The organism is Neohoeflea coraliihabitans, assembly GCF_019334345.1.
GTDB lineage: Bacteria > Pseudomonadota > Alphaproteobacteria > Rhizobiales > Rhizobiaceae > Pseudohoeflea > Pseudohoeflea coraliihabitans.
Genome location: NZ_JAHWQX010000003.1, coordinates 608451 through 634610 on the forward strand (window position 1 = coordinate 608451; position 26160 = coordinate 634610).

Here is a 26160-nt window from a genome sequence, read left to right on the forward strand (position 1 = left end):
CTTGTCCTCAGGCTGCTTGCGACTTTTCGCCATAGAGCGCGTCCTTGAAAGGAGCGCTGCCGACGCGGCGGTAATAGGCGAGAAAGTCTTCCTTGTCGTTGCTGCGACCCGCCAGGTAGGTCTCGACGATGGTCTCGACCGCATCGGTGATGCGCTCCGGCTCGAAGCCGCGGCCGATAATTTCGCCGATCGAGGTGTTCTCGTCGGCCGAGCCGCCAAGCGTGATCTGGTAGAGCTCAGCGCCCTTCTTCTCGACGCCGAGAATGCCGATGTGGCCGACATGGTGATGACCACAGGCATTGATGCAGCCGGAAATCTTGATCTTCAGGTCACCGATCTCGCGCTGCCGCGCCGCATCGCCGAAGCGCTCAGAAATTTCCTGCGCGACCGGGATCGAACGGGCATTGGCCAGGGCGCAGTAATCAAGCCCGGGGCAGGCAATGATATCGGTGATCAGCCCGGCATTGGCGGTGGCGAGGCCATTGGCGGCGAGAGCGCGATAGAGCGGTTCGAGATCGGCCAGCGCCACGTGCGGCAGAACAAGGTTCTGCTCATGGGTGACGCGGATTTCATCGAAGCCAAGCTCTTCGGCAAGATCGGCGATTACCTCCATCTGCTCGGCAGAGGCGTCGCCGGGAATGCCGCCGATCGGCTTGAGCGAAATGGTCACCATGCCGTAATCGGGATGCCGGTGCGGGGCAACATTCTGCGCGACCCATGCGGAAAAGTCGGCGTCCGTCCGCTTCCACGCCGCCAGTTGCGCCCAGCCCTCGGGACGGTCGGTAAGTGGCGGCGGCGCGAAATAGGCCTGAATGGATGCGATGTCTTCGGCCGGCAAAGTCAGTTCGCCGCCGCGCAATTGCGCCCATTCCGCGTCGATCTGCGCGGTCAGTTCCTCGGTGCCGGTTTCGTGCACGAGGATCTTGATGCGCGCCTTGAACTTGTTGTCGCGGCGGCCGTGCAGATTGTAGACGCGAACGATGGCCGTGACGTAAGACAGAAGATCAGCTTCTGGCAGGAAGTCCTTGATCTTCTTGGCGATCATCGGGGTACGACCCTGCCCTCCTCCGATCCAGACGGCGAAACCCAATTCGCCCTTCTCGTTCTTCTTCAGCTGCAGGCCGATGTCGTGCACCTGGATGGCGGCACGGTCATGCTCGGCGGCGGTGACGGCGATCTTGAACTTGCGCGGCAGGAAGGAGAACTCCGGATGCAGCGACGACCATTGCCTGAGGATCTCGGCATAGGGGCGCGGATCGGCGACCTCGTCGGCGCTGGCGCCGGCGAAGTGATCGGCGGTGACATTGCGGATGCAATTGCCCGATGTCTGGATGGCATGCATTTCCACCGATGCCAGTTCCTCGAGAATATCGGGGATCTCGCCGAGCTTCGGCCAGTTGTACTGAATGTTCTGCCGGGTGGTGAAATGGCCATAGCCGCGGTCATATCGGCGGGCGATATGAGCCAGCATGCGCATCTGGCGCGATGACAGGGTGCCGTAGGGGATGGCGACGCGCAGCATGTAGGCATGCAGCTGCAGATACACGCCGTTCATCAGCCGCAGCGGCTTGAAGGCGTCCTCGCTGATGTCGCCCTTGAGGCGGCGACTGACCTGGTCGCGAAACTGGGCGACCCGGCCGGCCACGAACTCGTGGTCAAATTCATCGTAACGGTACATGGAAAACCTCAGGCAGCTTGGTGGGCGGCGCCGGCATGCGGATGCGGGCGATAATCGATTGTCGGGCCATCGACCCGGATGCGCTCGCGCAGACGCAGGGCGCGGATGCCGGTGGCGGTTTCCTCGACATCGATCAGGTTGGCATCGACGACGCGGTTGTCGGCCTGAGCGGCGCGGCCAGCCGCTTCGAGAGCGGCGATGGCCTCGTCATGGCGGGCGATGAAGCCGTCCTGGATGGTCTCGACCCATTCGCCATTGGCGCTGAACCAGACGGACACTCCATCGATAAGGCGATTGGCGCTCAGGATCTTGGCGGTCATCTTTGTCTCCTCAGGCAGCTGTGGTGGCGGGCACCAACAGGCGCCGCAACGGGGTGGATCGGCTAAGATCGGCAGCCGCGACGGCATCGCCAATGATCACCATGACCGGGCCATCGAGAAAGGCGGCATGCTCGATCAGCGGCAGGTCATTGAGCGTGCCGTGATAAAGCCGCCGCCCGGGACGGCTGGCGTTTTCGATGACCGCGACCGTGGTGTCGGCACCAAGCCCGGCCTGGTTGAGGCGCGTTGCGACGCTGGCGGCGACGCTGCGGCCCATATAGACGGCGATCGTCGCTCCCGAGACGGCGAGATTGGCCCAGTCGGGCAGCGTGTCGCCGGTCAGATCATGGCCGGTGGTAAAGACGAGCGAGGATGCGACACCGCGCAGGGTGAGCGGCAGGGCCATGTCGGCGGCGGCGGCAAAGGCGGATGTGATGCCCGGCACGATCTCATAGCCGATGCCGGCGTCGCGCAGCGCCTCGATTTCCTCGGCGGCGCGGCCATAAATCATCGGATCGCCCGATTTGAGACGCACGACGCGCTTGCCCTGACGGGCAAGATCAACCGTCAGCTCGTTGATTTCATGCTGCTTTTTCGAGTGACATCCCTTGCGTTTGCCGACCGGGATGCGCTCCGCATCGCGCCGGCCCATGGCGACGACCGCCTCGGGAACGAGGGCATCGTGCAGGATGACGTCGGCCTGCATCAACAGCCGCTGGGCGCGCAGGGTCAACAGATCCTCGGCCCCCGGCCCGGCGCCGACGAGCGCCACATGGCCAGACGCATTGGCAGAGCCATCGGCAGGCGCGGCGAGCAGACGCTCGGCGACGCGGCGTGCGGTTTGCTGATCACCGGCAGCCATGGCGGCGGCGACCGGACCTTCAAAGAACCGCTGCCAGAACTGCCGGCGAACCGTGCCGCGCGGAAGGGTGCCCTCAACGCGGTGGCGCAGACTGGCGGCAAGCCGGGCCAAGGGCCCGAGCGAGGGGGCGAACAGCTGGTCGATGCGGGCCCGGATCATCTGGGCGAGCACCGGCCCCGCCCCTTCCGTGCCGATGGCTATGGCGACGGGCGCCCGGTTGACCAGCGCCGGGGTGAAGAAATCGCAGTGATCAGGCTGATCGACCGCATTGGCCGGAATGTTGCGGGCGCGCGCTGCCGCTACGATCTCGCGGTCCTGCGCTGCATCCCCGGTGGCGGCGAATACCAGCGCCGCTCCGTCAAGCTGGTCGGGGGCAAAGGGTCTGGCGACATGCGCGATGCCGGGGCCGGCGAGCACAGCCTGCAGCTCGCTGCCCGGATGCGGGGCAAACAGGATGATGGCGGCGGAGGTGTTGGCCACGAGGCGGGCCTTGGCGGCGGCCTCGGCGCCGTCTCCGAAGATTGCCACTTTGCGCCCTTCGACGCGCATGAAAGCCGGGAAGGCTGTCAGCCGGTCTGCCGAGGGGCGAACGCTTTCCTTTCCAGTCTTTTCATCGTGCCGCGACATTTCACGCATCCTTCTGCAATGTTCGGCAATTGTCGCTTCGCACTGATGAAACGAGAAGAAACAATGATGTGCGGCGAACCGGTGCCGGCGACATTGTTTCCTCATTCCCGCAGTCTCTTGAGCATAGGAAACCGGATGCAGCGCACGCGGCGGGCTTTGCCATTGCAGGTTGAGATGGATTTACGGCTTTGCCCGATGCCGATAGGCTGGCTGCAAATGAGCGCGCGATCCGGGATTAATCGGCGGGTTGGCGCGCCGCACCAGAAGGACTGCCGCCATGAGTGCTGCCGCAACACCCGAGCTTGCCGCCCGCCTTCTCGAGACGATCGAGGAGGACATCATCCCGAAGACGCGAACGGGGGTCGCAGACGGCAACAAGGTGTTCGGGGCGGCGCTGTTACGCAAGGATGACCTGTCGCTGGTGCTGGCGGAAACCAACAATGAGATGGACAATCCGCTGTGGCACGGCGAGGTGCATCTTCTCAAGCGCTTCTACGAGCATCCGGATCTTGCGGGCCTGCCGACAAGCGATCTGATTTTCCTGACGACGCATGAACCCTGCACCATGTGCATGTCGGCGATCACCTGGACGGGTTTTGACAACTACTATTACTTCTTCAGCCATGAAGATTCGCGCGACGCGTTTTCGATCCCGCACGATCTCAAGATCATGAAGGAATTGTACGGGCTTGAGCCCGGCGGCTACAACCGCCAGAATGCCTTCTGGCAGGCGACCGCCGTCATGGATCTGGTTGAGCAATGCCCCGAACCCGAGCGGGCGGCGCTGCAGCAGAGAGCGGCGCGGATCCGGCAAACCTATGATGAATTGTCACAGAGCTATCAGCGCTCCAAGGACACCAACGCGATTCCGCTGGCCTGAGGCCATGGTCAGTCGACGGCGCCCGACCCCATCTGCTCGCCGTTTTCGGCATCGGGCGTGACGTCGAGCACGGCCGCACGCATTTCGACGGTCACCGGCCCGGGTTTGCACTCGGTCATGCACGGCTCGCTCCTGTCGGCGTAATGCGCTTCCGACGCCCGGTCATCGGCCTTGAAATTGGGCTCGTTCGGCAAGCGGTACTGCGTGAAGTTCTCGTGCGACAGTTCGAAATCCTCATCGGTGACCACGTCGTTGAGATAAAGCAGGAACGCGGTCACGGCATAGACATCATCGTCGCTCAGAGAGCGCGCATCCCCAAACGGCATGGCCCGACGGACATAGTCATAGACCGTTGACAGATAGGGCCAGTAGGAGCCGACGGTCTTGACCGGGCGTTGGTCATCAAGCGTGCCGAAGCCGCCGGCGAGAACCGGCCAGCGGCCGGCGCCCTCCCCGAAGACGCCGTGGCATGAGGCGCATTGCTCGGTGTAGATGGTCTCGCCGGCGCTGACTGTTCCGCGGCCGGGCGGCAGGCCCTTGCCGTCGGGGCGAATGTCGATATTCCAGGCCGCCACCTCTTCCTCTGTCGCCCGGCGGCCGAGATTGTATGTGCCATGCGGGGCAGCGTCGGCTGGCGGCGTGTAGGCTTCACTTGCAGCCTGCGAGTCCTCTGCCTGCGGCTTAGCATCCGGCTGTTCGGGCGCGGCGGCCGGCTCGGCCTCTTCGGCCTGCGGTTCTTCGTCAGCAGCGGCGTCGGCACCCCCAGACTCGCGGCGCAGCCAGGCAAGGAGATTGGCCACATCCTCTTCCTTCTTCAGCCCGGCAAAGGCCATCTTGGTGCCCTTGATTATGGCGCGTGGGCCGGCGAGATATTCGCCGAGCGTCGCATCATCCCAGACCAGGCCTTCCTCGCCGGCCTCGCGCATCGCCTTGGAATATTTGTAATCTTCGAGACTGCCGGCGGTACGGCCGAAGACCCCGTTCAAGTGCGGGCCGACGCGGTTCTTGGCGCCTTCGCCAACCGCATGACAGGCCTTGCACTTGTTGTAGACCTTGGCGCCGGCTTCCGGATCGGCGGCGACGGCCTGGCCAATCGGCTGACCAAGGATGGCCGCCGCGGCGAACGTTGCAGCGATTGCGAGATCCTTAGGAAACTTCAACATTTTCAACCACTCCGTCTGCGCGGACCTGCCAGGTCTGGATGCCGTTGTTGTGATAGATCGAGTTGACGCCGCGCGCGGCGCGCAGCGCATCCTTGCTTGGCTGCACATAACCGGCCTCATCGATGGCGCGCGACTGCAGCAAAAGTTCAGAGCCGTCCCAGTCGATATCGAGATAGAAGCGATGCAGGGCCTTGGACAGGCTGGGGCCATCCAGCCGCGCCGTCTGCCAGTTGCGCCCGCCATCAAGGCTGACATCGACGCGACTGATGCGGCCGTTGCCCGACCATGCAAGACCGGTGATGACCAGCGGTCCCTTGCCGTGCGTGACCGGCGCCTGCGGACTGGGGCTGGTGATCACCGACTTGACGTCCATCACGAAGGTGTGGCGGCGGGCCGTGCCGTCATCGAGCAGATCGGTGTATTTCGAGGTTTCCTCGCGCTGGGCATAGGGCGCGTCGCCGATCTCGAGACGGCGCAACCACTTGACCCACATATTGCCTTCCCAACCGGGCACGACCAGGCGCAGCGGGTAGCCCTGCTCGGGGCGCAAGGCCTCGCCATTCATCTTGAAGGCCACAAGGCAGTCATCGAGCGCCTTTTCCAGCGGGATGGATCGGGTCATCGCCGCCGCATCGGCGCCTTCCGCCAGCAGCCAGGTGCCGGATGCCTTCAGGCCGGCTTCATCGAGCAGCAGTTTCAGCGGCACGCCCGTATAGACGACGCAATGCACCATGCCATGGGTGAACTGGCAGCCATTGAGCTGGGCGCCGCGCCATTCCATGCCGGTATTGGCGGCACATTCGAGGAAGTAGAGCCGGTTCTCGCGCGGAAAGCGCTGCAGGTCCTGCATGGTGAAGACCAGCGGCGTGTCGACGAGGCCGTTGATCATCAGGCGGTGTTCGGCGGGATCGATCGTTGCGACGCCGGCATGGTGGCGTTCAAAGCACAGCCCGTTCGGCGTGATGATGCCGTCGAGTTCGTGCAAGGGTGTGAAATTGACCGAGGACACCGGGTCGGCGGTCAGCCAGGGCACATCGCGGCGCACGACATGCGCTTCGAACGGTGACGGGGCACCGTAGGGCGCGGCATCGACACCCTCGCCGAGGTAGCGGTTCCAATCCTTGATCTCGGTGATTGCCGGATCGCCGGCGGCACGCGCGGCGCCCGGCAGAGCCGTGGCGGCACTGGTGGTCAGCGCGGCACCGGCGGCGCCGGTCAGGAAAGCGCGGCGCGAGGGCGCCCAATTTGCCGTATGGCCTGATTTTCGCGTCATGATCTACTCCCGGAAAAGGCTGCCCGCGCGCGCTCACGCTCGTCTGTCAAGCGCGCACCTCGACCGAATTGTTTTCCTGCAACGTGACCACCGGGTTCCGCGCCAGATAGCTCTCGACGACATCCCAGATCGGCGGGCCCTCGGTGCCCTCATTGACCGACGCCCATCCGGCAACCGCATAGTCGCGCGCCGGCTCGACCGCCGCGCCTGTAGCAAGCAGCGTCATGTCGGAAATGCGCGAACCGAAGGGTTTGTGAATGTCGATCGTGTAGCCCATGCCGCCGACCCGCACCATGTCGCCCCCCTGCTGGTAATAGGGATCGACATTGAACAGGTTGTCGGCGACATCCTCGAGAATTTCCTTGATCAGCGTGCCGCTCATCATCGAGCGGTAGGCCTCGGGATAGGTCATGGCACAGGCATTGTGCAGCGATTCAACGGTGATGGCATCACCCGGCAACAGGCTGGTGCCCCAGCGGAATCCCGGCGAAAGCGAGATCTCGGCATCGCGCTCGGTCAATAGCGCCTGACAGAACAGATCGTCATATGTGCCGTTGAAGTTGCCGCGCCGGTACAGCAGCGATTCGGTGCGGCCGAGTTCGCGCGCCAGTTCCTCTTCATAGGGCGCGCGCACCTGATCGATAAGCGCCGCCATGTCCGGATCCCTGGCAATGACATCGGAAAAGATCGGGATCAGCCGGTGCGCGTAGCCCTTGACGGCTCCGTCGGCGACTTCGAGGTCGACGCGCGAGAGAAACTTGCCGTTCGAACCGGAAGCGATGACGAGGGTGGAGCCGACGACCACCGGCTCGGGCAGCGCATCATGGGTGTGGCCGGTGAGAATGACATCAATCCCCTCGACCCGGCCGGCGAGCTTGCGATCGACGTCGAAACCGTTGTGCGAGAGCAGGACGACAACCTCGGCGCCTGCCGCGCGGGCATCCGAAACATGTTTGGCGATGTCCTCTTCGCGAATGCCGAAGGACCAGTTGGAGAACATCCAGCGCGGGTTGGCGATCGGTGTGTAGGGAAAGGCCTGGCCGATGACGGCCACCCTGGCGCCGCCGCGCTCATACATTTTCCAGGCCTCAAAGGCCGGCTCATCCCATTCGGCATCGTAGATGTTGGAGCCGAGAAAGGCGAAAGGCAGATTTTCGATCAGTTCGCTGACACGCTCTGCGCCATAGGTGAATTCCCAGTGGCCCGTCATCGCGTCGGGCTGCAGAGCGTTCATCACCGTGACCATGTCGGCGGCCTGGGTCTCTTGGGCCGTGTAGGATCCTTGCCAGGTATCGCCGCCGTCGAGAAGCAGCACATTGTCCGAGCCGCGCTCGTCACGGATACGCCTGATCACAGTGGCGACGCGATCGATGCCGCCCATGCGCCCATAGCTGCGCGCCAGGGAGACAAAATCCTCCGAGGTCAGCGCATAGGCTGCCGGGGTGCCCGGCTCGATGTCATAAAGGGCGAGAAAATCCTGACCGGTGACATGCGGCGGTTTGCCGGCCACCGGGCCGACGCCGATATTGACCGACGGTTCGCGGAAATAGACCGGTTTGAGCTGCGCATGGATGTCGGTGATGTGCAGCAGCGTCAGCTTGCCCTTGCCGTCCATATCGAGAAGCTGGTCTTCGCTGAGACCTTGTTGCGCGGCGGCCCGGGTCCAGGTCCCTGCCCCGCCGGCGATGGCCGTCACTGCAACGCCCGCCATGAGAAATTCGCGCCGATTGATCATCCCGGTCTCCAGGCAACAAGGTGCACGCACGCGCAAAAGCGCATGGGCCTTCGTCTCATCTACTATGCTTTTACGCGCTTTGACGAACCGGGCGAACGGAGCACGCCCGGCCGTCGTCGGTTACTGGCGCACCGCCGGCGTTTCCACCGCAAGGTTGGTGCCACGCCAGGTGACATAGGTCTCGAGCGCCATCAGATCGTCGGAAAAGGGTGTCGGTATGACGGCGCGGGTGTCGCGAATGCAGCCCTTGAACCGGTTGTGCACGGATGTCAGGCCGGTCTTCAGGCGGTAGGTCGGAAATCCGTTGACCTGCCCCTGGCTGAGATGGTCGGCGCGAATGAAATTGCCGTTGTTTTTCTCGTGGCAGGAGGCACAGGCGAGATTGAGCTGGCCGGTGCGGAGGTAATACAGATCCTTGCCGCGCTCCCACCATTCCTGCAGGTCTCCCTGGTCAAGATCAAGCTTGACCGGCATACCGAGCGACTGATGCTTGATGAAGGCGGTCAGTTCTTTCTGCTCCGGCGCATCGAACTTGTAGGCTTCGGCGCCCATGTTCTCTTCGCGGCACTTGTTGATCTGCAGCTCGACATTGATCGGGCGGGCGGAATCGGCATCCCATTTCGGATAGCTGGCGCCGACGCCCTTCATGGTTTCGGCGGCATCATTGTGGCAGCTGGCGCAGGATTTGCCGGCGGTGCCGTCAACGGTGTTCCAGATTTCCTCGCCGCGCTCGACCGCGAGCATGCCGGGATTTTCGAAGGTGTCGGTCTCCAGTTGCCGTGTTTCTGCCGAGCGGTACAGCCAGCCGGACAAATTCTCATCGAATGGCAGCCCCTCCGGCGCCGACGCACGAACGGTGATCGGCTCCCCGTCGATGGTCAGCGAGTCGTCCACCGGCTCGGCCTGCACGGCACCCGCCATGACCGCCATCGCGACACAGGCGGCGGTGGCGATTAGCGCACCGCGGTTTTTCATCCTGATGGTCAATTTTCTTCCTCCTCCGAAACGCTTCGCCGGCCTGCCGGCAGCCACGTCAGCTGACGGTGATGTCCTGCTCGGTCTCATAGACCGAGCCGTCATCATCCACCCAGGTGAATTTGAACGTGCCGCTCTCTTCGACCTTGGCATTGAACTCGAAATAGGGATTGGCGGAAATGGCCGGATCGAGCTCACACTCGAACACCTTGGCGCCCTCGAATTCGCACGTGAAGGTGTTGATGATCTGACGCGGGATCGGATTGCCTTCCTTATCCTTGCGCTGCCCGGATTCCATTGTGTGGCTGATCAAGGTCTTGATGGTGATGACCTCGCCGGCCGCAGCCGATTTCGGCAGTTTGATACGCGGTTTGCTTGCCATTGGTTCTTACCCTGTTGTCTCGCTCAGCCGCCGCAGCCGCCGATGGTCACCTTGACCAGCTTCTTGTCCATGAACACCGACCCGTCCTTCATCTTCGCCAGGGCGATGACGTTCTGGGTCTGCGCCAGACGCATGCGGGTGGTGGCGGCCGCGGAGCCGCTCATTTCGGTGAAGTGAAAGGTACAGACCTCCGGATTGGGGTTGCCCTCGGCGAGGATCGTCACCGATTCGACGAGATCGTCGCCGCTCATGGCGCTGTCGACCTCAACGGAGATCGGCACAGTATTACCGTTCTCGGCGATTTCCGGGGCGGTCAGCGTGATGCGGCCGGTTTCCGGCGTCGCGCCACCGGCAAATTCCGCAATCGCCTTCTCGGTCTCCTCGACCGCTGCCATGGCAGGGCCGATGGAAAAACCGACGGCTGCCATTCCGGCCGTGGCGGCGGAATAGGCGAGCATCTGTCGTCTTGTCATCTGCATCTGATCAGTCTCCTGCGGCGTTCAATGCCTACTCTTGAGGGCCTACTCTTGAGGGCCTATTCCTGAGGGCCTATTCTTGAAGGCCTATTCTTCCTTGAGGGTGGTGAGGTAGGCTACCACGTCCTCGACCTCCTGGGCGCTGAGAATGGTCTTGCCCTTGAACTGTTCGGCGACATCGTGTCCCACCTTCAGCGTGTAGAACCCGGGCATGACCGTCTCTTCGGTGAAAATTTGCTTGGCGTCGGCAACAATGGCGCGCAGGAACGGCTCCTCATAGCGGTCGGCCACCCCGTCCAGCGGCGGGCCGACATTGCCGTGGAAAGGCAGTTCGGCAAGGTCGCCATTGGCGTGACAAGCAAGGCAATTGCCCTGTTTGCGGCTGGCGAACACTTCCGCGCCAACGGACGGATCGCCAGGCTTGCCGGTCAGCGAGGACATGACACCCTCATCGGCGAACTCGACATCGTCAGGCGGCACTTCCGCGGCGAAGGCGGGCGTCGCAGTCAGAGCGGGGGACAGGATCAGCGGTGCGGCCAGAAGCGGCAGCATCGCCATTGCAAAATGTGTGGACTTCCACCGTGCCATCGTGGACTTTCCTCCTCATAATCCGGTTTGCAGACACTCTGCCGACCGGTTCCCATAGGTCAACCTAGCGCGCTGCCGGGAGACAATCAATGCAATTTTTTGAATATTTAATCGGCATGGATTGATCTCGTGATTGCTGCAACGCGCGATGGCTGACTTTGGTTCATTCCGCATCGAGGCGGCCTTCGGCGCGCAACTCGTTGATGATGCGGGCGTGGTATTTCTGGAAATGCTCATCGCTCTCGTAGCCCTTGTCGCGCACCCAGCGGAACATGTTGAGGAAGGTCCATTTGCCGAAGGCGCCCGGCATGGTGGCGACGGCGGCTTCGGCGACGGTGCCCTCCCCTGGCGGCGTTTCCGGGAGAAAGACGATCGTCGGCGTGAAGACATAGCCCCATTTGCGCGCCGCGGTCTTTTCAGTCAGGACATCGCCGTCGAGATCGGTGACCTCCTCATCGCCGAACATGTTGTACTGGACGACGACGAAATTCTCCTTGATGTAGTCGGCGACCTCGGGATCGGCGAGCAATTTCTCATGCATGGCGGCGCAGTAGATGCAGCCACGCTGCTCGAACACCATGGCCAGCCGCTTGCCTTCGGCTCGCGCGGCCTCGATGTCCTCGGCGACATCGCGAAAGGTCATGGCGAACCATGGCGTCTTGTGCAGGCCGTCCTCGCCAAGCGGCGCGGCGATGGCGGGGATCGCTGGCGCGAAAAGACCGAGTACCAGCACCAGGGCGGAAAGCGAATATGGTCTGAACATGGGGATCTCCTGTCTAGCCGATGGTGGCGAAAGCGGGAAAGGTGTCGATCAGCCATTGCGCAATGCGGGCCATCTGTCCGGTCATGAACAGGATGCCGGTGACCACCAGCAATAGCCCGACGGCAATTTCGATGATGCGCATATGCTTGCGAAAACGCGCCGCAAAACGGATGAATCTGCTTGCGAATATCCCGGCAAGGAGGAATGGAATTCCAATACCGGCGGCATAGACGGCGAGCAGGCCGGCGCCTTCGAGTGCGGTCTCGCGCCCGGCTGCGACGAACAGGATGGCCGCCAGGATCGGTCCGACGCACGGCGTCCAGCCGAAGGCGAATGCCAGGCCGACGATATAGGATCCGAGCGCGCCGGCAGGTTTTTTCGCCACGTTGACACGGGCCTCGCGGTAGAGAAAGCCGATTCGAAGAACACCCAGGAAGTGCAGCCCCATCACCAGGATGATGGCGCCGGCGATGATTGCCAGGGTGTCGAAGTGGCGCGCAAGGCTCTGGCCGACAACGCTTGCCGTGGCACCAAGGGCGATGAAGACCGTGGCGAATCCGAGGACGAAAAAGAAGGCCGCGACAACGATGCGGCGCTGCGCGTCAGGGGCGATCTCGTCATCGCTGAGCTGCTGGAAACTCATCCCGGCCAGCCATGCCAGATAGGGCGGCACAATGGGAAGGACACAGGGAGAGAAGAAGCTGAGAAGCCCCGCCAGAAATGCCGCTCCGACGCCGATATCGAGCACTGATCCATTCCTTCTGCAGCAAGCCGCTTGCGGGCGCTCGCTCAACGCCAGACGCGGGTCCTCGGGGCGCGCGGCCAAGCGTTGAAATATTCAAAGCATGATATATATAGCATGCGAGTCTTTTGGAAAGCGCCATGTTGCTGTCTGTCACCTCATATTCGCGTGCTCTACGAGCCCGAATCCTCTACGCGCGGCGCCTTGTCTGTTCCGCGAGCCTGTATGCCCTTGCGCTCGCCCCTGCCCTCGCGCTTGCCCTCGTCCTTGCCCTCGTCCTTGCACCGGGCGTGCGGGCTGCCGAACTGGTGATGTATGAGCAGGCCGGCTGCGTCTGGTGTGCGAAATTCAACGCGGAGATTGCACCCGCTTACGCGAAAACCGAAGCGGGAGAACGGGCGCCGTTGCGCCGCGTCGATATCCATGAGCCGATCCCGGCGGATCTGGCCGACATTCCGGTCGAGCGCTTCACGCCGACCTTTGTCCTGGTGGAGGATGGCACGGAAATTGACCGGATCCGCGGCTATCCGGGTGACGAATTCTTCTGGCACCTGCTCGACACCATGCTCGCCCGTCTGCCTGAGTCTCCTTAAACCGCGCCCGCCTCGAGCGCAGACTGACAGGCACTTCTCGCGCAAACAGCGTTTGCTTTTCGCACAGGCTCGTTACAATGCCCGCCAAACCGCTGGGTTCACCCGTATGATGAAAGAGATGATGAGCGACAAGACCGAAATTGAGTTGCCGAAACTCTCGCCGGAAATGAGCGCGGAGGATTTTGCGCTTCTGGTCACGCAGGCGCGCAAGGCCAGCGACCTTTTGAAAGCGCTCAGCCACGAGACGCGGCTTCTCATTCTCTGCATTCTTTCGGAGGGCGAAAAGTCGGTCTCGGAGATGGAAGCCCTGTTGTCGATGCCGCAGGCGGCCGTATCACAGCAATTGGCGCGGCTGCGCATGGACGGGCTGGTGGAGACGCGCCGCGAAGGCCGGCAGATCTTCTACACGATCGTCAATCGCGAGGTGACGTCCGTGGTGGCGACACTGTACGATCTGTTTTGCCGCTCGGTGCGGCCGGAGGACGCGAAGACATAGTCCGCGCGTCTCGCGCCGGGCGGACAGATACACTGCATGCCGTTTCGGGGAGGAGACGCCATGGATTTTCTGCTGAGACTTGTCGGCGGCGGCTGGCTGCTGCCGTTTGCCGGTGTCGCGGTCGGCGTGATCGTCGGCTATGTAGCGCGCCGCTTCCATTTCTGCACGATGTCGGCGCTGGAGCGGCACTGGTTCGCGGGCGATTCCAACGGATTGCGGTCGTGGATCCTGGCGGCGGCGACGGCGCTGTTGTGCACGCAGCTCTTCGTGGCGCTGGGCCTGGCCGAAACGAGCGACAGCTTCTACCTGACCGAACCGCTGCCGGTTGCCGGGGCGCTGTTGGGAGGCCTGCTGTTCGGTTTCGGCATGGCGCTGGTCGGCACCTGCGGCTTCGGGGCCTTGGTGCGGCTTGGCGGCGGCAATCTGCGGGCCCTGGTGGTGCTGACCGGCATCGGACTGGCGGCACTTGCGGCGCAGCGCGGCGTCACCGGACATTTTCGCCAATGGTTTCTTGATCCGCTGTCGATCGCCTTTCCCGGGACCGGCGGACAATCGCTGGCGGCGCCGTTCAATGCGCTATCCGGTGTCGATCTTTCGGTGCCGCTGGGGCTGACACTGGGCGGCGTGACCATCCTGCAGCTGCTGCGCGACCGGCAGTTTCGCGCCGACCGCGGCAAGCTGATTGCCGGCTCGGTCATCGGGTTGGCGATCGCGCTCGGCTGGCTGATCACCAGCGGGCTGCAGACGCAATTGATGCGTCCGGTGCAGGTCGAGGCCGGCTCATTCGTGATGCCGGTCGGAGACGCGATCCTGCAACTGATCGCGGTGACCGGCGAAATTCCCGACTATGGCGTCGGGCTGGTGGCCGGCGTGTTTATCGGCGCCGCCTTTGCCGCCTGGCGCGCCGATGACATGCGCTGGGAAGCCTGCGATGACGCGCGCGAACTGAGCCGGCACCTTTTGGGCGCCTTCCTGATGGGCAGCGGTGGCGTGTTCGCGCTTGGCTGCACCATCGGACAAGGGGTCAGCGCCGTTTCAGTGCTGGCCGCCTCGGCGCCGATGGCGGTGGCGGCCATGGTGCTTGGCGCGCGCATCGGCCTCGGTGTGCTGCTGGAAGGCTCACCCTTCGGCTTTCTCAAGGCGGCGCTTTCAAGCCGCGCCTGACCCACGCGGGTCAATCAGTCTGCAACAAAGCGGTAGGCGGTGCCGGTGGATTCCACCCTGCCCTCACCCGGATGCGGCAGGTGATAGCCGATGATCCGCGCCTTCTCGCCCGCCAGGCGGTCAAGCAGCACCGCGCGCGTTGCGGCGGCGGTCGCCGCATCCTGGTCGGCGCCGGTCGGCCAGCCGGGATGGGCGAACGAAATGGAGGCATGCGTCAGCGCGTCGCCGACGATGAGGACGGGCTCTGCCCCGCCATGCACAAGAAAACTGCTGTGGCCCGGCGTGTGGCCGTAGGTGGCAACGGCCTCGACGCCCTGGACCACCTCCTGGCCCGGTTTGAACAAGGCGATGCGGTCTTCGATGCGGGCCAGGCGCGATGCAGCGCCGACAGCGAAGCTCTTGCGCGCTTCCGGCATGTCGGTGAGCGTCTGCGGGTCGGTCCAGAAGGCATGTTCATTGGCGTCGATGTGGAATTGCGCCTCCGGAAAGACCACCTCGTCGAAATCATCGACCAACCCCCAGAGATGGTCCGGATGGGCATGCGTGAAGATCACATCGGTGACCTCGGCGGGATCGATGCCGGCGGCATCGAGTGCTTCGGCGAGGCGGCCGGCACTCGGCATGAAATTCGGTCCGGCGCCGACATCGAAAAGCACGAGCCGGTCGCCCTGTCGATACAGCGTGACATTGCAATCGGGCGTCAGCTGCTCCGGCACGGAGGCTGCGCCACCGAAGACGTCAGCGAGATCCTCCTGAGAGATGTCCGGATAGGAAAAATCAAGCGGCAGGACGAGGTTGCCGTCGCTGAGAACGGTCAGTTCGGCATCGCCAGCGGCAAACACCTGCCGCGCGACAATCGGCGAGAGGCCGAGAGCGGCGCCGGCAAATAGGGCCGTGTGAAGGCTGCGGGACAGCATATCCCGTCGGGTGAAGCGGATATCGGCCATCGCATCCTCCATATGGCAAGAATTGCATATAATTGCAGCGGCAGATGGCAGGGTCAATGACCTCTGGAACCCCCGGGGACCCCTGGGACCTCTGGGTTTCTGCAACAGCGCGCGGATGCAGCGCCACCCGCTCAGGCGCAGCCAGCCGCATCAGGATGCAATCGTAACGATGTCCTAGGCGACAGCGCGCGCCAGAGCGCACTGGCTCCACAGATCGCTCAAGGCGCCGGCCAGCCGGTCAATGTCGCCGTCGCTATGCAGCGGCGTCGGGGTGATCCGCAAGCGTTCGGTCTTGACCGGCACGGTCGGGTAATTGATCGGCTGCACATAGATGCCGTACTGATCCATCAGGACGTCGGAAATCCATTTGCATTTCGAGGCGTTGCCCACCATCACCGGCACGATGTGGCTGGGATTGTCCATATGCGGGATGCCCTGACGGTCGAGCGCGGCGCGCACCTTGGCAACCGCATCCTTGTGGCGGCGCCGTTCAAGTTGGCTCTGCTTGAGATGGCGAATCGATGCGGTGGCACCGGCGGCGAGCGCCGGCGGCAGCGCCGTCGTGAAGATGAAGCCAGAGGCAAAGGAGCGGACGAAATCACACAGCGCCTTGCTGCCGGTGATGTAGCCGCCCATGACGCCAAACGCCTTGCCGAGCGTTCCCTCAATAACCGTCAGCCGATGCATCAGGCCCTCGCGTTCGGCAATGCCGCCACCGCGGGCGCCATACATGCCGACGGCGTGCACTTCATCGAGATAGGTCATGGCGCCGAATTCCTCGGCGACGTCACACAGGGCGCTGATCGGCGCGATGTCGCCGTCCATCGAATAGACACTCTCGAAAGCCACCAGTTTCGGGGCGGCCGGGTCGTCGGCGGCCATCAGTTCGCGCAGATGTTCGGGATCATTGTGACGGAAGACCCGCTTGATGCAGCGCGAGTGCCGGATGCCCTCGATCATCGAGGCGTGGTTGAGGGCGTCGGAATAGACGATAATGCCGGGAATGCGTGCCAGCAGGGTGCCAAGCGCCGCCCAGTTCGAGACATAGCCGGAAGTGAAGATCAGCGCCGATTCCTTGCCATGCAGATCGGCGAGCTCCTGCTCCAGCAGCACATGATAATGGTTGGTGCCCGAAATATTGCGCGTGCCGCCGGCGCCGGCGCCGCAGCGATCGATCGCCTCTTTCATGGCGGCGGTGACGACCTGCGACTGCCCCATGCCGAGATAATCGTTGGAGCACCAGACAGTCACCTCCTGGCTGGACCCGTCTTCGCGATAACGCGTGGCAGCCGGAAAGGCGCCGTGATGGCGTTCCAGATCGGCAAACACGCGATAGTTGCCGGCCTCCCGCAGCCCCTGCAGACCTGCCTCGAAAAACGCGTCGAAATCCATAGCAAAAACCCTATATGTCCCAAACAGAATGCGCAAGGAACGCTGTCTGGTCAACCCGAAAGGCGAAATTCCGCAAAGCTGCGGCAATTTGCGCCGCCGGCGACGCGATTGGGCGGATCGGATCGCAGCCACCGGGTCTTTCGATCCCGTTTTACCCGACCGGCCGCGGCAAGCCAATATGCGGTTGCTGTCAGAGGTAGGTCGAGCGCTCGAGCGGCGTGATCTCGTTGTCGAAAGCGGCCAGTTCCTCGCGCTTGATGGCGGCGAATATACGCCGCAGATCGGTGCCGAACAGGCGCCGGATGAAGTCGGAGCGTTCGAAGTCCTCGATCGCGTCGTCCATGTCGTCGGAGAGCTGCGGCAGCGCCACGCTGTAGGCGTTGCCCTCGACCGGCGGCGGCGGCATCGTGCCTGTCTCCAGGCCTTCGAGGATACCGCCGAGAACCCCTGCGAGGACGAAATAGGGGTTGGAATCAGCGCCGGACATGCGGTGTTCGAGACGGCGTGCCCTGTCATCGGAGGCTGGCACGCGCACGACGACGGAGCGGTTGTTGCGCCCCCAGGCAATGCGCGTCGGCGCATAGGAGCCGGCCTGCAGGCGTCGATAGCCGTTAAAGCTCGGGATATAGAGAAGCAAGGTGTCCTTCAGCGTGGAGAGAAGGCCGGCGGCGGCATGCTGCAGGCGCTGGTCCCCCTCGCTGCCCGCAAAGATGTTCTCGCCATTGGAGTCCAGCACCGAGACGTGGACATGCATGCCGTTGCCCGGCCATTCGAGGAACGGCTTGGCCATGAAGGTTGCTTTCAGCCCGTGCTTTTCGGCGCATTCGGCGATGGCCCGGCGCAACAGGACCGTATCGTCGGCGGCGGCCATCGGATCGGCGCGATGCTTGAGGTTGACCTCGAACTGGCCGGGCGCCGCCTCCTTGATGATGGTGTCGATCGGCAAGCCCTGCTGCAATGCGGCGCTGCGGATCTCGGCGAACAGATCGCTCTGGCCGCGCAGTTCCGACAGCGAATACATGTGCTGCTTGTCTGGCCCCGGCCCCTCGTCCTTGCCCATGCGCCCGGAGCTGCGGAAGGCGGCCGGATCGACAAGGTAGAATTCGAGCTCGAAGGCGACGACGGGGGTCAGGCCCTTGGCCGAGAAGCGGTTGACGACGCTCTGCAAGGCGTTGCGCGGGTCGATCTCGTAGGGATCGCCATCCTCGGTGTACATTGACAACAGGACCTGGGCCGCCGGACGGCTCGACCAGGGCGCGCGGGCGATGCGCCCGGGCACGGCGCGGCAATAGCCGTCAAGATCGCCGGTCTCGATATGGATGCCGGTTGCCTCGACCTCGCGGCCCCAGATGTCCAGTCCGAAGATCGACAGCGGCAGATTGATGCCCGGCTCGCAAACCTTGCTGATCGCCTCGGCCGGCCCCCATTTGCCGCGCAGGACGCCATTGATGTCGGCAATCAGGAAATCGACCGATTCGAGATCGGGATTGTCGATGAGAAACTGCTCGGCCTCGGCATTGGCGGATGTTCCGGCTTGTGGCGTGGCGGCGGCTTTGTCGGCGTGCGGGCCGGCTGGCGACGAGCGCGTTGCGTCGGCCGGGAGGGGGCTGTCTTTTGTCATGATGCAACTCTGAACTGTGACCGGCACCGGGCCGGCTCCGGCTTGAAATATGATTTTACGCGCTTCTTGTGGAGCGCTCAATTCTGTGCACACATTCGCGCAATCTTCAAATCCCGGATCACGCTATACCGGCAAAATCGTTCAGGATGGTTCGAAATGCGCATCAACTTGTCTTCCCACGACCTGAAAGCGGCCGATCACGCCCATCATCTGCATCCCTTCACCGATCACGGCACATTCGGGATTGATGACCGCAAGGTGATCTCGCGCGCCGATGGCGTGTGGCTGTGGGACACGGATGGCAACCGCATTCTCGATGGCATGGCCGGGCTGTGGTGCGTCAATGTCGGGCACGGGCGCTCGGAGATCGTCGAGGCCGTACGGGCACAGATGAGCGAATTGTCCTATTACAATACGTTTTTCAAGACCTCGCATCTGCCGGTCATCGAACTGTCGAAGATGCTCGCCGAGGTGACACCGGCGCACATGAACATGGTGTTTTACGGCTCGTCGGGTTCGGATTCCAACGACACGGTGCTGCGCATGGTGCGCAGTTACTGGGACATCATGGGCAAGCCGGACAAGAAGGTGATCATTTCGCGCAAGAACGCCTATCACGGTTCGACGGTGGCGGGCGCATCGCTCGGCGGTATGGGCGGAATGCATGGCCAGGGCGATCTGCCGATCCCCGGCATCCATCACATCGAGCAGCCCTACTGGTTTGGCGAGGGCATGCAATCGGGCATGAGCGAAGCCGATTTCGGTGTCTGGGCGGCGCAAGAGCTCGATCGGGCGATCGAGGAACTGGGTGAAGACAAGATCGCCGCCTTCATCGCGGAGCCGATCCAGGGCGCCGGCGGCGTCATCGTGCCACCGGACACCTACTGGCCGGAGGTGAAGAAGATTCTCGACAAGCGCGACATTCTGTTCATTTCCGACGAGGTGATCTGCGGCTTCGGGCGCGTCGGCGAATGGTTCGGGGCCGACTATTACGGCACCACTCCCGATTTCATGCCGATCGCCAAGGGGCTGACCTCCGGCTATCTGCCGCTCGGCGGCGTCGTGATGTCAGACCGGGTGGCCGAGGCCTTCCACAACAGCGCCGCCGGCGAATTCTATCACGGCTATACCTATTCGGGACATCCGGCGGCCTGCGCGGCGGCGATTGCCAATCTGGAAATCGTCAAGAAGGAAAAGCTGGTCGAGCGGGTGCGCGACGACATCGGCCCGGTGTTGCAGAAGTTCTGGCACGCGCTTGGAGAGCACGAGCTGGTTGGCGAGGCGCGCATGGCCGGATTGTTCGGCGCCCTTGAGCTGGTTCCGGACAAGAGCGATCTTGCGAAGCGCTTTGCAAATGTCGGCCGGGTCGGGACGATTGCCCGCGACCATTCCTTCAAGAACGGGCTGGTGATGCGGGCGGTGCGGGACAGTCTGATCATCTCGCCGCCGCTGACCCTGTCGGAAGAGGAAGCGGGCCTTCTGGCCAAGGCGGCGCGCAAGACACTGGATGACACCTGGCAGACGCTGAAGAGCGAGGGGCTGGTCTAGGCGCCCTCAGGCAATCGTGGCTGCGGGATGACGTGGCACTCGCAACGAAAAAGGGCGGCCTTTCAGCCGCCCTTTGCATTTTGAGGCTGTCGTGAGCGCTTAGTTCGGCAGCGTGTCGTCAACGCCTTCGACATAAAAGTCCATGCCGAGCAGCGTGCCGTCTTCAGCGGTTTCGCCCTCGGCAAGCCACTCGGTGCCGTCCTGCTTGTTGATCGGGCCGGTGAAAGGATGCAGTTCACCGGACTTGATCTTGGCTTCGGTTTCCTCGGCCATCGCTTTGACGTCATCGGGCATGTTGCGATAGGGCGCCATGGTCAGAATGCCATCCTTGAGGCCGTCCCAGGTGGATTCGCCGCCCTTCCAGGTGCCGTCCATCGCCATCTTGATCCGCTTGACGTAATACGGACCCCAGGTGTCGAGAATAGCCGTCTTCTGAGCCGTCGGACCGGCTTCCGACTGATCGAAGGCCTGACCGAAGGCATGGATGCCACGTTCCTCGGCCACCTGCATCGGTGCCGCGGAATCGGTATGCTGCGTGAGGATGTCGACACCCTGGTCGACCAGGGCCTTGGCGGCATCGGCTTCCTTGCCGGCATCATGCCAGCTGTTGACCCAGACGACCTTCAGCTTGAAATCCGGATCGACCGAGCGGGCTCCCTGCAGAAAGGCATTGATGCCCATCACCACTTCCGGAATCGGGAAGGAGGCAATGTAGCCAGCCGTGCCGGTCTCCGAGATATTGCCGGCGATCTGGCCGATAATGTAGCGGCCTTCGTAAAAGCGCGCATTGTAGTTGGTGACGTTGTCGGCGGTCTTGTAGCCGGTGGCGTGTTCGAACATCACATCGGGATGTTTCTCGGCGACCGCAATGGTCGGGTCCATGTAACCGAACGAGGTCGTGAACACGATGTTGCAGCCAGATCTCGCCATGCGGGTGATCGCCCGCTCGGAATCAGGTCCTTCCGGGACGTTCTCGAGATAAGCGGTCTCGATTTCGTCGCCGAGCTGTTCCTCGACATATTGCCGGGCTTCATCGTGCGCCTGCGTCCAGCCGCCATCGGTGACCGGGCCGATGTAAACGAAACAGGCCTTGAACTTGTCCTGCGCGAACGCGGCACCGCCGCTGGTGGCGGCAAGCGCGATGCCTGCGGCCAGTGCTAAAAGGGTCTTTCTCATGGTTCACCTCTCTGTTGGTCTTCCGGTTTGGGCCGGCGGGGTTCTTTTTGATTATCCTGCGCGGACAGCTTTGACTAGCGGTCCGGCACAAAGGGCTGGGCGAGCGACGCCGGTGTGTTGATCACCGTCAACCGTCTGTCGCGCGAAATCAAGACCAGAACGACGATGGTCGCCAGGTAGGGCAGCGCCGACATCAATTGCGAGGGGATCGGAATGCCGAGCGCCTGGGCATGGATCTGGCCGATGGTCACGGCGCCGAACAGATAGGCGCCGCCAATGACGCGCCATGGCCGCCAGGAGGCGAAGACGACCAGCGCCAGGGCAATCCAGCCGCGCCCTGCGGTCATGTTCTCGACCCATTGCGGTGTGTAGACCAGCGACAGATGCGCGCCCGCCAGACCGGCGCAGGCGCCGCCGAACATGACGGCCAGATAGCGGTAGAGAAGCACGTTGATGCCGAGCGCATGCGCCGATTTGTGGTTGTCGCCGATGGAGCGCAATGTCAGGCCGGTGCGCGTCTTGAACAGGAACCACATCACCGCCGCGGTGAGCGCGATCGAGACATAGAACAGCGGGTCCTGTCCGAACAGCAGCTTGCCGACCAGCGGCAGATCGCTCAGCACCGGCAGGTCCAGACGCGGCAGGCGGATGCCGGCGCGGCCGACGAAATCCTCGCCGATCATGCCGGAAAGACCAATGCCGAGAAGCGTCAGGGACAGGCCGGTGGCGACCTGATTGGTGGCAAGAGACAGGGCGAGGAATCCGAACAGCAGCGACAGCAGCACACCGGCGAGAATGCCGGCCAGCGCGCCGATCCATGGCGAGCCGGTGATGAAGGCCCCGGCAAAACCGCAAACGGCGCCGATGACCATCATGCCCTCGACGCCGAGATTGAGAACGCCCGAGCGCTCGACCACCAGTTCGCCGATGGCCGCGAGCAGCAGCGGCGTCGATGCCGTGGCAATCGTCAAAAGGATGTTCTGGAGCATGTTGACGTCCATGGTGCCCTACCCTTTCGCCGTTGCCGGCTTGCCCGCTTCGCCAAAGATGAACTTGATGCGGTAGTGGATCAGCGTGTCGCAACCGAGCACGAAGAACAGCAACAGGCCCTGGAACACCCGCGCCACCTTTTCGGAGACGCCAAGCGACATCTGCGCCGCCTCGCCGCCGAGATAGGTCAGCGCCAGGACAAAGCCGGCGGCAATGGCGCCGAGCGGATTGAGCCGGCCGAGAAAGGCGACGATGATGGCAGCAAAGCCGTAGCCGGGCGAGATCGTCTCGCGCAACTGACCGATGGCGCCAGCCACCTCGGCGATGCCCGCCAGCCCGGCGAGGCCGCCCGACAGCAGAAAGGCAAAGAACACCATCTTCGTGGAGGAAAAGCCGCCGAAGCGTCCGGCCCGCGGGCTGCCGCCAAGCACCTTCACCTCGAAGCCCTTCATCAGAAAGCGCATCATGAACCAGACGATGATGGCGCTGAGGATGGCCAGGACGATGCCCCAGTGCGCGCTGCCATGCGAGGGAAAGATTTCGCCGAGCCGCGCCGATTCGGGAAAACGGATCGAGCCGGGAAAATTGTTGCCGCCCGGATCGCGAAAGCGGCCGCGGGCCAGCCAGTCGAGAAACAGCTGCGCGACATAGACCAGCATCAGGCTGGTGAGAATCTCGTTGGTGTTGAAACGGGTTTTCAACAACGCCGGGATGGCGCCCATGGCGGCACCGCCGATAAATCCGAGGAGCAGCATCACCGGCAGGGTGAACAGGGTCTGGAACTGAGGAAACAGGATCGGCACCAGCGATCCGGTTATGCCGCCGATGATAAACTGGCCCTCAGCACCGATATTCCAGTTGTTCGAGCGGTAGCACACCGACAGGCCGACGGCGATCATGATCAGGGGTGCCGCCTTGATCGCCAGTTCGTGCAATTGCCAGGCCTCGCTCAGCGGTTCGATGAAATAGGCGTGCAGCGCCGCGACAGGCGGCTTGCCGAGCAATGAGAAAATCAGGAAGCCGGCCAGCAAGGTCAGCACCAGGGCGAGCAGCGGCGAAATCGCCGAGTACAGGGCCGACTTCTGCGGCCGTTTGATCAGTTCGAGGCGCATCAGATCGGTGCTCCCGGCTCATGGGAGCCCTCTGTATTGGCGTGCGCTTCGGCGTGGGCGTGGGCCTGGTGCCCGGGTTCGGCGCCGCCCATCAACAGGCCGATCTTCTCGAAGCTGGCCTCGGCGATCGGCAATGGCGATGACAGTCGACCGTCATGCATTACCGCGATGGCATCGGAAATCTCGAACAATTCATCAAGGTCCTGACTGATGACGAGAACGGCGGAGCCGGCGCGCGCCAGGTCGATCAGCGCCTTGCGGATACGCGCGGCAGCGCCCGCATCGACCCCCCAGGTGGGCTGATCGACGACCAGAACCATCGGCTCGCGGTCGAGTTCGCGGCCGATCAGGAATTTTTGCAGATTGCCGCCGGATAATGCCGCCGCCTCCGGATCCTCGCCGCTCTTGCGTACATCCATCTCGCGAATGATGCGCTGGGTCGCCTCCTTGACGGCGCCCATGCGCACGAAACCGAGCGGACCGACCATGGCGCGGCGGTCGGTGGTATGGCGTGACAACAACAGATTGTCGGACAGCGGCAGCGCCGGCGCGGCACCATGCCCGAGGCGCTCTTCCGGCACGAAGGCGGCGCCCACCATGCGGCGGTCGGAGATGTTCTTGTGCCCGCAATTGCGGCCGTTGAGGCGAATGGTATCGGCGCGCTCCTGCCGCCACTCCCCCGAGACGGCCTCGAAGAACTCACCCTGGCCGTTGCCGGCGACGCCGGCGATGCCAAGAAGTTCGCCGCCGCGCACTGTGAGATCGATACCGCGCAGGGGAATGGAGAACGGCGTTGCCGGCGGGCGCTCAAGATTGGAGATCTCGATCAGGGGCGGTCCGGGCGTTGCAGCCGATGCCTGCCGCTTGACGGCCTCGACATCCGAGCCGACCATCAGATTGGCGAGGGTGGTGGCGGTTTCCTGGCGCGGGTCGCAATGGGCCACGACCTTGCCGTGGCGCAGCACGGTGGCGGTGTCGCACAGACGCTTCACCTCGTCGAGGCGGTGCGAAATGTAAAGGATCGAAGTGCCTTCCGCCTTGAGACGTTCGAGCGTGTCGAACATGCGGTTGGCTTCCTGCGGCGTGAGAACCGAGGTCGGCTCATCGAGGATGATCAGATCCGGTTTCTGCAGCAGGCAGCGAATGATCTCGATGCGCTGACGCTCGCCAACCGAAAGATCGCCGACCATGGCGTGCGGATCAAGCGGCAGGCCGTATTCGACTGAAACGGCACGGGCACGCTCGGCAATCTGCGAGATCGGCGTCTTTTCGTCGAAGACGAGAGCAATGTTTTCGGACGCCGTCAGCGCCTCAAACAGGGAAAAATGCTGGAACACCATGCCGATGCCGTGGCGCCGGGCCTCGCCCGGGCTGCCGATGCGCACCGGCTCGCCCTTCCAGTAAATGCCGCCTTCGGTCGGATCAAGAACGCCGAACAGCATCTTGACCAGGGTCGACTTGCCGGCACCATTTTCGCCCAGCAAGGCATGGATCTCGCCAGGCGCGATCTTCAGATCGACCTCGTTGCAGGCTTTCAACTCGCCAAAGACCTTGGTCAGGCCGCGAGTTTCCAGCAAAAGCGCGTCATTACCCCGATCCTGCACATTGCCCCCCCGGAATACGTTGCAGGCCAGCCCATGGGCTTAAGGAGACAAGCTCCACCAATTTCAACAGAAATTCAAGGGAGCAGTACAGTTGTACCCGTTGTTTTACGATCTTCGAGGTCTTTGTGAGCTGTTGCAGCATCCTGCAGATCGTAGCGCTGGTTGATGTCGAGACGGATAATCTTCTGCTCGATCGCATCGAATACAGCCGCCGCGCTGTCCTCCAGTTCCTTGCGGGTCGCGATGTAGTTGAACAGTGTCGGGCGGGTCAGATAGAGCGACCCCTTCTGGCTGAGCAGCGCGATGTTGAGCGGCTCGATCGGGCCCGAGGATTGTCCGAACGAGACCCACAGGCCGCGCGGGCGCAGACAGTCGAGCGAGCCGGGAAACGTATCCTTGCCGACACTGTCATAAACGACATCGACGCCGCGGCCATCGGTGATGTCTTTCACGCGGGCGACGAAATCCTCGTCCTGGTAGTTGATCACTTCATCATAGCCGAGCTTTCGGGCGCGCTCGGCCTTCGCCTGTGAGCCGACCGTCCCGATGACACGGGCGCCGAGCGCTTTGGCCCAGGGTCCGGCAAGCGAACCCACGCCGCCGGCAGCGGCATGCACAAGCACCGTGTCGCCTTGCTTGACGGCAAAGGTGTGGCGGACGAGATATTCGGCCGTCATGCCCTGCAGCATTGCGCCGGCCGCCGCTTCGAAGCCGATTGCTTCGGGAATTCTGACGAGCCTGTCGGCCGGCATCAGCCGCTCCTCGGCATAGGCACCAAGGCCGGCGGCATAGGCAACGCGGTCGCCTTCCTTGAACAGCGTGACACCTTCGCCGACGGCAACAATGGTGCCAGCGCCCTCATTGCCGGGAACAAATGGCAGGCCGGCGGGCGCGGGATAGAGCCCGGTGCGGAAATACACATCGATGAAATTCAGGCCGACCGCGTGGTGACGCACCCGCACCTCGCCCGGACCGGGATCGCCGACCGGATGGTCCTTCCATTCCAGCACTTCCGGTCCGCCGGTGCGGGAGACGACGATTGCCTTGCTCATT

At 63.1% G+C, this 26160-nt stretch carries 25 protein-coding genes; 5 read left to right on the forward strand and 20 right to left on the reverse strand.

The features are described from left to right. Window positions 1-7 precede the first annotated feature (7 nt). From KY465_RS13950 to cysG, 3 genes are read right to left on the reverse strand one after another with little or no spacing between them, the layout of a single operon-like run. On the reverse strand, window positions 8-1678 hold the full coding sequence (locus tag KY465_RS13950) for a nitrite/sulfite reductase (RefSeq protein ID WP_219202349.1): 1671 nt from the start codon (window positions 1676-1678) through the stop codon (window positions 8-10). A gap of 8 nt (window positions 1679-1686) precedes the next feature. Next, complete coding sequence (locus KY465_RS13955) at window positions 1687-1998, reverse strand: DUF2849 domain-containing protein (protein ID WP_219202351.1); 312 nt, start codon at window positions 1996-1998, stop codon at window positions 1687-1689. Between the two features lie 10 nt (window positions 1999-2008). Then, entirely contained in the window at window positions 2009-3487 is a 1479-nt protein-coding gene (cysG, locus tag KY465_RS13960) for a siroheme synthase CysG (RefSeq protein WP_219202352.1), read from the reverse strand. 277 nt (window positions 3488-3764) lie between these two features. Between cysG and KY465_RS13965 the strand changes: the two genes are divergently transcribed. Beyond that, window positions 3765-4367, forward strand: coding sequence for a nucleoside deaminase (locus KY465_RS13965; RefSeq protein ID WP_219202354.1), 603 nt, complete (start codon window positions 3765-3767; stop codon window positions 4365-4367). A gap of 8 nt (window positions 4368-4375) precedes the next feature. Here KY465_RS13965 and KY465_RS13970 read toward each other — a convergent pair whose 3' ends face one another. The 9 genes from KY465_RS13970 to KY465_RS14010 all read right to left on the reverse strand — a co-directional run bounded on the left by KY465_RS13970 (window position 4376) and on the right by KY465_RS14010 (window position 12470). Next, window positions 4376-5530: a c-type cytochrome gene (locus KY465_RS13970; RefSeq protein ID WP_219202356.1), complete on the reverse strand. Its 1155-nt coding sequence runs from the start codon at window positions 5528-5530 to the stop codon at window positions 4376-4378. After that, a complete protein-coding gene (gene soxC, locus KY465_RS13975; protein ID WP_219202358.1) occupies window positions 5514-6803 on the reverse strand; it encodes a sulfite dehydrogenase in 1290 nt (429 codons plus the stop codon). The genes KY465_RS13970 and soxC overlap by 17 nt, the downstream gene beginning before the upstream one ends. A 46-nt stretch (window positions 6804-6849) precedes the next feature. After that, on the reverse strand, window positions 6850-8538 hold the full coding sequence (soxB, locus tag KY465_RS13980) for a thiosulfohydrolase SoxB (RefSeq protein ID WP_219202359.1): 1689 nt from the start codon (window positions 8536-8538) through the stop codon (window positions 6850-6852). Between the two features lie 120 nt (window positions 8539-8658). Then, window positions 8659-9468: a sulfur oxidation c-type cytochrome SoxA gene (gene soxA, locus KY465_RS13985; RefSeq protein WP_255561726.1), complete on the reverse strand. Its 810-nt coding sequence runs from the start codon at window positions 9466-9468 to the stop codon at window positions 8659-8661. A 103-nt stretch (window positions 9469-9571) separates the two neighbouring features. Beyond that, window positions 9572-9895 (reverse strand): thiosulfate oxidation carrier complex protein SoxZ, encoded by a 324-nt coding sequence (gene soxZ / locus KY465_RS13990; RefSeq protein WP_219202362.1) that lies wholly within the window; start codon window positions 9893-9895, stop codon window positions 9572-9574. Window positions 9896-9918: 23 nt separating this feature from the next. Continuing rightward, a complete protein-coding gene (gene soxY / locus KY465_RS13995) occupies window positions 9919-10374 on the reverse strand; it encodes a thiosulfate oxidation carrier protein SoxY (protein ID WP_219202364.1) in 456 nt (151 codons plus the stop codon). A gap of 84 nt (window positions 10375-10458) precedes the next feature. Then, window positions 10459-10923, reverse strand: coding sequence for a sulfur oxidation c-type cytochrome SoxX (gene soxX, locus KY465_RS14000; RefSeq protein WP_428983023.1), 465 nt, complete (start codon window positions 10921-10923; stop codon window positions 10459-10461). A 199-nt stretch (window positions 10924-11122) separates the two neighbouring features. Continuing rightward, window positions 11123-11722 carry a SoxW family protein gene (locus tag KY465_RS14005; RefSeq protein WP_219202366.1) on the reverse strand — a complete coding sequence of 200 codons (600 nt, stop codon included), beginning with the start codon at window positions 11720-11722 and terminating at the stop codon, window positions 11123-11125. A gap of 13 nt (window positions 11723-11735) precedes the next feature. Beyond that, window positions 11736-12470: a cytochrome c biogenesis CcdA family protein gene (locus KY465_RS14010; RefSeq protein ID WP_219202368.1), complete on the reverse strand. Its 735-nt coding sequence runs from the start codon at window positions 12468-12470 to the stop codon at window positions 11736-11738. Window positions 12471-12604: 134 nt separating this feature from the next. Between KY465_RS14010 and KY465_RS18815 the strand changes: the two genes are divergently transcribed. The 3 genes from KY465_RS18815 to KY465_RS14025 all read left to right on the forward strand — a co-directional run bounded on the left by KY465_RS18815 (window position 12605) and on the right by KY465_RS14025 (window position 14717). Further along, window positions 12605-13057, forward strand: coding sequence for a thioredoxin fold domain-containing protein (locus KY465_RS18815; RefSeq protein ID WP_346432643.1), 453 nt, complete (start codon window positions 12605-12607; stop codon window positions 13055-13057). A gap of 121 nt (window positions 13058-13178) precedes the next feature. Next, window positions 13179-13553, forward strand: coding sequence for an ArsR/SmtB family transcription factor (locus KY465_RS14020; protein WP_255561676.1), 375 nt, complete (start codon window positions 13179-13181; stop codon window positions 13551-13553). Between the two features lie 60 nt (window positions 13554-13613). Further along, window positions 13614-14717 (forward strand): YeeE/YedE family protein, encoded by a 1104-nt coding sequence (locus KY465_RS14025; protein ID WP_219202369.1) that lies wholly within the window; start codon window positions 13614-13616, stop codon window positions 14715-14717. A 14-nt stretch (window positions 14718-14731) separates the two neighbouring features. On the opposite strand, the gene KY465_RS14030 is transcribed toward KY465_RS14025, so the two are convergent. The 3 genes from KY465_RS14030 to KY465_RS14040 all read right to left on the reverse strand — a co-directional run bounded on the left by KY465_RS14030 (window position 14732) and on the right by KY465_RS14040 (window position 18677). After that, window positions 14732-15664 carry an MBL fold metallo-hydrolase gene (locus tag KY465_RS14030; protein ID WP_219202370.1) on the reverse strand — a complete coding sequence of 311 codons (933 nt, stop codon included), beginning with the start codon at window positions 15662-15664 and terminating at the stop codon, window positions 14732-14734. 174 nt (window positions 15665-15838) lie between these two features. Beyond that, the gene (gene hemA, locus KY465_RS14035; protein ID WP_219202372.1) at window positions 15839-17056 is read right to left on the reverse strand and encodes a 5-aminolevulinate synthase; all 1218 of its coding nucleotides are present in this window, start codon (window positions 17054-17056) and stop codon (window positions 15839-15841) included. Window positions 17057-17246: 190 nt separating this feature from the next. After that, on the reverse strand, window positions 17247-18677 hold the full coding sequence (locus KY465_RS14040; RefSeq protein WP_219202375.1) for a glutamine synthetase family protein: 1431 nt from the start codon (window positions 18675-18677) through the stop codon (window positions 17247-17249). A 156-nt stretch (window positions 18678-18833) separates the two neighbouring features. Here KY465_RS14040 and KY465_RS14045 point away from each other — a divergent pair, with 156 nt between their 5' ends. Further along, the gene (locus tag KY465_RS14045; protein ID WP_219202376.1) at window positions 18834-20225 is read left to right on the forward strand and encodes an aminotransferase; all 1392 of its coding nucleotides are present in this window, start codon (window positions 18834-18836) and stop codon (window positions 20223-20225) included. Window positions 20226-20324: 99 nt separating this feature from the next. Here the strand turns inward: KY465_RS14045 and KY465_RS14050 are convergent, their stop codons facing one another. The 5 genes from KY465_RS14050 to KY465_RS14070 all read right to left on the reverse strand — a co-directional run bounded on the left by KY465_RS14050 (window position 20325) and on the right by KY465_RS14070 (window position 26159). Continuing rightward, a complete protein-coding gene (locus KY465_RS14050; protein ID WP_219202378.1) occupies window positions 20325-21401 on the reverse strand; it encodes a BMP family ABC transporter substrate-binding protein in 1077 nt (358 codons plus the stop codon). A gap of 74 nt (window positions 21402-21475) precedes the next feature. Continuing rightward, a complete protein-coding gene (locus KY465_RS14055) occupies window positions 21476-22390 on the reverse strand; it encodes an ABC transporter permease (RefSeq protein ID WP_428983014.1) in 915 nt (304 codons plus the stop codon). 18 nt (window positions 22391-22408) lie between these two features. Continuing rightward, complete coding sequence (locus KY465_RS14060) at window positions 22409-23503, reverse strand: ABC transporter permease (protein ID WP_219202382.1); 1095 nt, start codon at window positions 23501-23503, stop codon at window positions 22409-22411. Further along, window positions 23503-25107, reverse strand: a complete 1605-nt coding sequence (locus tag KY465_RS14065; RefSeq protein WP_219202384.1) for an ABC transporter ATP-binding protein — start codon at window positions 25105-25107, stop codon at window positions 23503-23505. Before KY465_RS14065 ends, KY465_RS14060 begins: the two co-directional genes overlap by 1 nt. Window positions 25108-25181: 74 nt before the next feature. Continuing rightward, entirely contained in the window at window positions 25182-26159 is a 978-nt protein-coding gene (locus KY465_RS14070) for a quinone oxidoreductase family protein (RefSeq protein ID WP_219202385.1), read from the reverse strand. Window position 26160 lies beyond the last annotated feature (1 nt).

Excerpts from the sequence above, each read along its gene's own strand:
- KY465_RS13950 (WP_219202349.1), bottom strand. The coding sequence starts at position 1,678 with ATGTACCGTTACGATGAATTTGACCACGAGTTCGTGGCCGGCCGGGTC.
- KY465_RS13955 (WP_219202351.1), bottom strand. The coding sequence starts at position 1,998 with ATGACCGCCAAGATCCTGAGCGCCAATCGCCTTATCGATGGAGTGTCC.
- cysG (WP_219202352.1), bottom strand. The coding sequence starts at position 3,487 with ATGTCGCGGCACGATGAAAAGACTGGAAAGGAAAGCGTTCGCCCCTCG.
- KY465_RS13965 (WP_219202354.1), top strand. The coding sequence starts at position 3,765 with ATGAGTGCTGCCGCAACACCCGAGCTTGCCGCCCGCCTTCTCGAGACG.
- KY465_RS13970 (WP_219202356.1), bottom strand. The coding sequence starts at position 5,530 with ATGTTGAAGTTTCCTAAGGATCTCGCAATCGCTGCAACGTTCGCCGCG.
- soxC (WP_219202358.1), bottom strand. The coding sequence starts at position 6,803 with ATGACGCGAAAATCAGGCCATACGGCAAATTGGGCGCCCTCGCGCCGC.
- soxB (WP_219202359.1), bottom strand. The coding sequence starts at position 8,538 with ATGATCAATCGGCGCGAATTTCTCATGGCGGGCGTTGCAGTGACGGCC.
- soxA (WP_255561726.1), bottom strand. The coding sequence starts at position 9,468 with ATGGCGGTCATGGCGGGTGCCGTGCAGGCCGAGCCGGTGGACGACTCG.
- soxZ (WP_219202362.1), bottom strand. The coding sequence starts at position 9,895 with ATGGCAAGCAAACCGCGTATCAAACTGCCGAAATCGGCTGCGGCCGGC.
- soxY (WP_219202364.1), bottom strand. The coding sequence starts at position 10,374 with ATGCAGATGACAAGACGACAGATGCTCGCCTATTCCGCCGCCACGGCC.
- soxX (WP_428983023.1), bottom strand. The coding sequence starts at position 10,923 with ATGCTGCCGCTTCTGGCCGCACCGCTGATCCTGTCCCCCGCTCTGACT.
- KY465_RS14005 (WP_219202366.1), bottom strand. The coding sequence starts at position 11,722 with ATGTTCAGACCATATTCGCTTTCCGCCCTGGTGCTGGTACTCGGTCTT.
- KY465_RS18815 (WP_346432643.1), top strand. The coding sequence starts at position 12,605 with ATGTTGCTGTCTGTCACCTCATATTCGCGTGCTCTACGAGCCCGAATC.
- KY465_RS14020 (WP_255561676.1), top strand. The coding sequence starts at position 13,179 with ATGAGCGACAAGACCGAAATTGAGTTGCCGAAACTCTCGCCGGAAATG.
- KY465_RS14025 (WP_219202369.1), top strand. The coding sequence starts at position 13,614 with ATGGATTTTCTGCTGAGACTTGTCGGCGGCGGCTGGCTGCTGCCGTTT.
- KY465_RS14030 (WP_219202370.1), bottom strand. The coding sequence starts at position 15,664 with ATGGCCGATATCCGCTTCACCCGACGGGATATGCTGTCCCGCAGCCTT.
- hemA (WP_219202372.1), bottom strand. The coding sequence starts at position 17,056 with ATGGATTTCGACGCGTTTTTCGAGGCAGGTCTGCAGGGGCTGCGGGAG.
- KY465_RS14040 (WP_219202375.1), bottom strand. The coding sequence starts at position 18,677 with ATGACAAAAGACAGCCCCCTCCCGGCCGACGCAACGCGCTCGTCGCCA.
- KY465_RS14045 (WP_219202376.1), top strand. The coding sequence starts at position 18,834 with ATGCGCATCAACTTGTCTTCCCACGACCTGAAAGCGGCCGATCACGCC.
- KY465_RS14050 (WP_219202378.1), bottom strand. The coding sequence starts at position 21,401 with ATGAGAAAGACCCTTTTAGCACTGGCCGCAGGCATCGCGCTTGCCGCC.
- KY465_RS14055 (WP_428983014.1), bottom strand. The coding sequence starts at position 22,390 with ATGCTCCAGAACATCCTTTTGACGATTGCCACGGCATCGACGCCGCTG.
- KY465_RS14060 (WP_219202382.1), bottom strand. The coding sequence starts at position 23,503 with ATGCGCCTCGAACTGATCAAACGGCCGCAGAAGTCGGCCCTGTACTCG.
- KY465_RS14070 (WP_219202385.1), bottom strand. The coding sequence starts at position 26,159 with ATGAGCAAGGCAATCGTCGTCTCCCGCACCGGCGGACCGGAAGTGCTG.